The following is a 3,855-nucleotide window of genomic DNA, read 5'->3' on the forward strand; positions in this document are numbered from 1 at the left end:
GGGCGGCAGACCGAGACGTTGACGTCGGCGCGCAGGTTGCCCTTCTCCATGTCGCCGTCGCAGGTGCCGAGATAGACCAGGATGGTGCGCAGCTTCTTCACATAGGCGGCAGCCTCCGCCGAGGAGCGCATGTCAGGCATCGACACGATCTCCATCAAGGCGGTGCCGGCCCGGTTCAGGTCGACATAGGTCGAGTTCGGGTCCTGATCGTGCAGCGACTTGCCGGCGTCCTGCTCGAGGTGCAGGCGCTCGATGCGGACGTTGAAGGTCGAGCCGTCGTCGTGTTCGACGATGACCACGCCCTGGCCCACGATAGGGTCCTTGAACTGGCTGATCTGATAGCCCTGCGGCAAGTCCGGGTAGAAATAGTTCTTCCGGTCGAAGTGGCTCTTCAGATTGATCTTGGCCTCCAGGCCAAGACCGGTCTTCACGGCCTGTTCGACGCAGTGACGGTTGATGACAGGCAGCATGCCCGGCATGGCCGCATCGACCAGCGAGACCTGCTGATTGGGGCCGGCGCCAAATCCCACGGCGGCGCCCGAAAACAGCTTGGCGTTCGAGGCGACCTGGGCGTGAACCTCCAGGCCCAGAACCACTTCCCAGAGGCCTGTGCGGCCAGCGATCAATTTCGACGTATCGGTCATGCCGCGTTCCTAGCGCCCCTCGCGGCGCAGCGGAAGTCGGACGCTCGAAATCCCTTGCACGATCCACGGAACAAAGGCTGAAATCCGCGTCTCAAAATGGGGATTTGGAAACACTCAGATGAAAAAGCTGATCACCTCGGCCGCTCTTGGCCTGTCGCTCGCCGCCGGCGCGCTCGTCGCGGCCCCGGCCTTTGCTCAAGCTCCGGCCGCGACGGCCGCGCCTTCGGCTGGTGACACGCCAATCGCCGACATCGCCGCCACGCCGGAAGGCAAGGCCGCCCTGGACAAGAACCTGCCCGGCCTGACCGCCCACGAGGCCTATGAGCAATTCAAGGGCATGACCTTGAAGCAGGTCCAGCCAATGAGCCAAGGCGCGATCACCGACGATCAGATCAAGGCCCTGCAGGCCGATCTGGACAAGGGCAAGAAGTAGGCTTCAGGCCAGCGCCGAACCGGAAAGCCCCGCCCGCTGGACGGGGCTTTTTTCTGGTCGGGGGAGCCTAGTTCGCGGCGATCGCCGATGCGAAGCACCAAAGGCGGCCTTGAGCAAAACGTCTCGGTCCTGATCGACGCCGCGGATCTAGGCGGCAAAAAGACCCGGGCCAATTTCGTGGCTGTCAGATCGGCTGATCAAGCGGCGCTGAAAGCATTCCGACGGCGCGAAGCGCGCACCATCGAGCCGACTGCGCCAAACCCGATGATCATCATGGCCCAGGTGGCGGGCTCGGGCACGGCGCTGGATAGCGCAAAGGTAGCCAAGGTGTAGCCTTGAGCGGACCAAGGGAAATTGTACCCCATCCCGTAGCCAGTTTGGCCGACCGAGCCACCAGCGACGTCAACGTAAAAGACGCCGGCGTTAAAGCCTTGCGCAACCATGATGCCCCTCAGGCCTGGCTGAGGAACAATTGCCTGATACTGGGCGCTAGCCAGAATGGCCGCCAACGCATCTTGGGCGCCTTGGCGAGTGTTGAAGGTCAGTGTTCCGTCGAACGCGGCGTCTGTGAAGGTGACGTCGTACTTCGCCGCGCCAATGGTTAGCCCCTGCAGCGTGATCCCGTCCAAGTAGGTCGCTGCGGTAGCGGCGCTTGAGGCAGCCAAGACCAGCGCGCCAGCAAATACCCCCGCGATAGTCGGTTTTTGAACGATCACAGCCTTCTCCCCGATTTCAGTCGACCCGGCCTAGTGGAGGGACCTCGGGTAGGCAAGAACTCCGAAAGATCGAATGTTAACGAGGGTTCACATCTCGCCCGCGAGGGGAAATCGGTCCCTTGAGCTTCCCCCCTAGCGTACCGACGGGGGCTTGGGACACTGGAACGGCAAACTCGCCCCGTTCGTCACCGACCAGCGATGCCCCCTGCTGAAGCGAGGGGCCGAATCTCAGGGGCGGGAAACGCCCCCACATCTTCCTTAGGGAGATGTCTTGGCGCACGCGCATTCTGGGGTCTTGGAGCATTTTGACAGCGAAGTTGCGGTCGGCGCCTCACGAACCTAGGCCGCCGGCTCCAGGCCCATGCCGCTGTCGTCGAAGACTTCAAGCCCAGGCGGCCTTGGCTGCGAATAGTCGCCATCCATCCGCGCCAACAGATAGGCCACGGCGATCACCATGTCGGCCGCGTCATACGGCTTGGGAAGCGAGGCGATCGCGGCGGTCCGCGCCGAGCGTGCCCGACTGCTCTGACCGCTAATGAACAACACGGGGATATCTAGCGCCTTGAGCTGTTCGGCCAGGGCCACGCCGTCGTCGCTGCCGGCAAGTCGTATATTGACCAGCGCCAGGTCTGGCTTGGAGGCCTTGGCCACCTCCAACGCCTCGGCGTGGCGGTCCGTCAGGTCCAGGACGTGGTGTCCAGCCGCCTCAAGGGCGTCGTTGAGGACCATCGCCACCAGCACCTCGTCTTCCACGATCATCAGGGTCTTGCCCGTCGAGGCTTGTAACTTGGCCATGCTCATTCCTCTGCTCGTCAGGCCAGAGCGGCCCCGAAGGCGTCGCAAGAAACCCGAGGCGCGCAGGGCCAACCAGTGGTGGGAAAGTTGCAGGCGCGGATAGACGCAAATCGACGCCTGGTCGACTGGCTCCAAGAGTAAGCTCTGAGACGCCACAGGGTTGCATCAAAGCCGTAGTCGCGGCGAAAGCCCGCGAACGGGGCCGAAGGCGGTACGGGGCCAGCGGCAAGATCAGAATGCGCGCCCGTCAGCGGACCCGTTCAATGGCCGAGAAGGGTGGAATGCGGACCTACTGCGGGTTTCTTCGGATTGAGTTGCGTAGCCCCCAGGGTCTGATGGAGCCAGCCCTCGGAGAAACACATGAGAGTGCTGGCCGCATTGGGCTTCGCCTTCCTAGCCCTGATGGGAGTGACCAAGCCGGTGAATGCGGCGGATATGAGCGACGTGACAGCCATCGACGTCCTGCTCGAACCGGACGCCATCATGCTGAGCCATGCCCAGGCCAATAATGCCCGATTGCTAAAGGTTTTCCCCGGCGGGTTCCCGCTCGACGCTACGCACCGGCCGCACATCACGCTGATCCAGCGTTTCGTGCGCACCGCGGATCTCGGCGAGGTCTACGCCGCCGCCGCAAGCGTGATCGCCAACGCCAAGGTAGGCGGCCTGAAGCTGGAGGCTATCAATTATTACTACACTGCGGGCGGCGACGTTGGCGTCGCCGGCATCGTGGTGCGGCCAACTTCGGAACTCCTCCGGCTGCAGAAAGACCTCATCGCGGCCGTGGCCCCGTTCACCGTGGAGGCAGGCCCCATCAGTGCGTTCACGGCCCCGCACGAAGACGCCGCGAGCGATGGTCTCCTAATCGGATATGTCGCCACGTTCGTTCCGAAGCAGACGGGCGAGCATTTCAACCCACATGTCAGCACGGGTATCGCGCCCAGGGCATACCTCGACGCGATGGTCGCTGAACCGTTTGAGCCGTTCTTCTTCTCGACGGTCGGGGCCGCGATCTATCAACTCGGCCCCTTCGGAACGGCGGCGAAGAGGCTCAAGAGTTGGCCGGCCGGCCGCAATGTCCCCTAAGGGTCGAAGCGGTCATGGGCTGATTGGCCTGAACCGGACATCGAGCGTAGTGGAGGGGTTCGGAACAGCGTCGCGTCAGCCCGTCAACCACCGGAACGCCCTGGCGATGAAGGCCTGGCCGTCCTGCTCCACCGGCTGGCCGTGGGCCATGACGACCTTGCTGGACGGCCAGTCCAAGATGCGC

General features: G+C 63.5%; 4 protein-coding genes and 1 pseudogene. 2 read left to right on the forward strand and 3 right to left on the reverse strand.

Features of this window, described 5'->3' with window-relative positions; all coding sequences use genetic code 11:
• A pseudogene (gatB, locus tag Q7T84_RS04875) lies at positions 1-644 on the reverse strand (Asp-tRNA(Asn)/Glu-tRNA(Gln) amidotransferase GatCAB subunit B); the annotation flags it as partial.
• 118 nt (positions 645-762) lie between these two features.
• Between gatB and Q7T84_RS04880 the strand changes: the two are divergent.
• Positions 763-1,077 carry a hypothetical protein gene (locus Q7T84_RS04880; protein WP_304806588.1) on the forward strand — a complete coding sequence of 105 codons (315 nt, stop codon included), beginning with the start codon at positions 763-765 and terminating at the stop codon, positions 1,075-1,077.
• A 197-nt stretch (positions 1,078-1,274) separates the two neighbouring features.
• Here the strand turns inward: Q7T84_RS04880 and Q7T84_RS04885 are convergent, their stop codons facing one another.
• Complete coding sequence (locus Q7T84_RS04885) at positions 1,275-1,793, reverse strand: PEPxxWA-CTERM sorting domain-containing protein (RefSeq protein ID WP_304806589.1); 519 nt, start codon at positions 1,791-1,793, stop codon at positions 1,275-1,277.
• Positions 1,794-2,132: 339 nt separating this feature from the next.
• Positions 2,133-2,588, reverse strand: a complete 456-nt coding sequence (locus Q7T84_RS04890) for a response regulator (protein WP_304806590.1) — start codon at positions 2,586-2,588, stop codon at positions 2,133-2,135.
• A 360-nt stretch (positions 2,589-2,948) separates the two neighbouring features.
• Between Q7T84_RS04890 and Q7T84_RS04895 the strand changes: the two genes are divergently transcribed.
• Positions 2,949-3,671 (forward strand): hypothetical protein, encoded by a 723-nt coding sequence (locus tag Q7T84_RS04895; protein WP_304806592.1) that lies wholly within the window; start codon positions 2,949-2,951, stop codon positions 3,669-3,671.
• Positions 3,672-3,855: the final 184 nt, after the last annotated feature.

Source organism: Phenylobacterium sp., from assembly GCF_030654915.1.
In the GTDB taxonomy this organism is placed as follows: domain Bacteria; phylum Pseudomonadota; class Alphaproteobacteria; order Caulobacterales; family Caulobacteraceae; genus Phenylobacterium.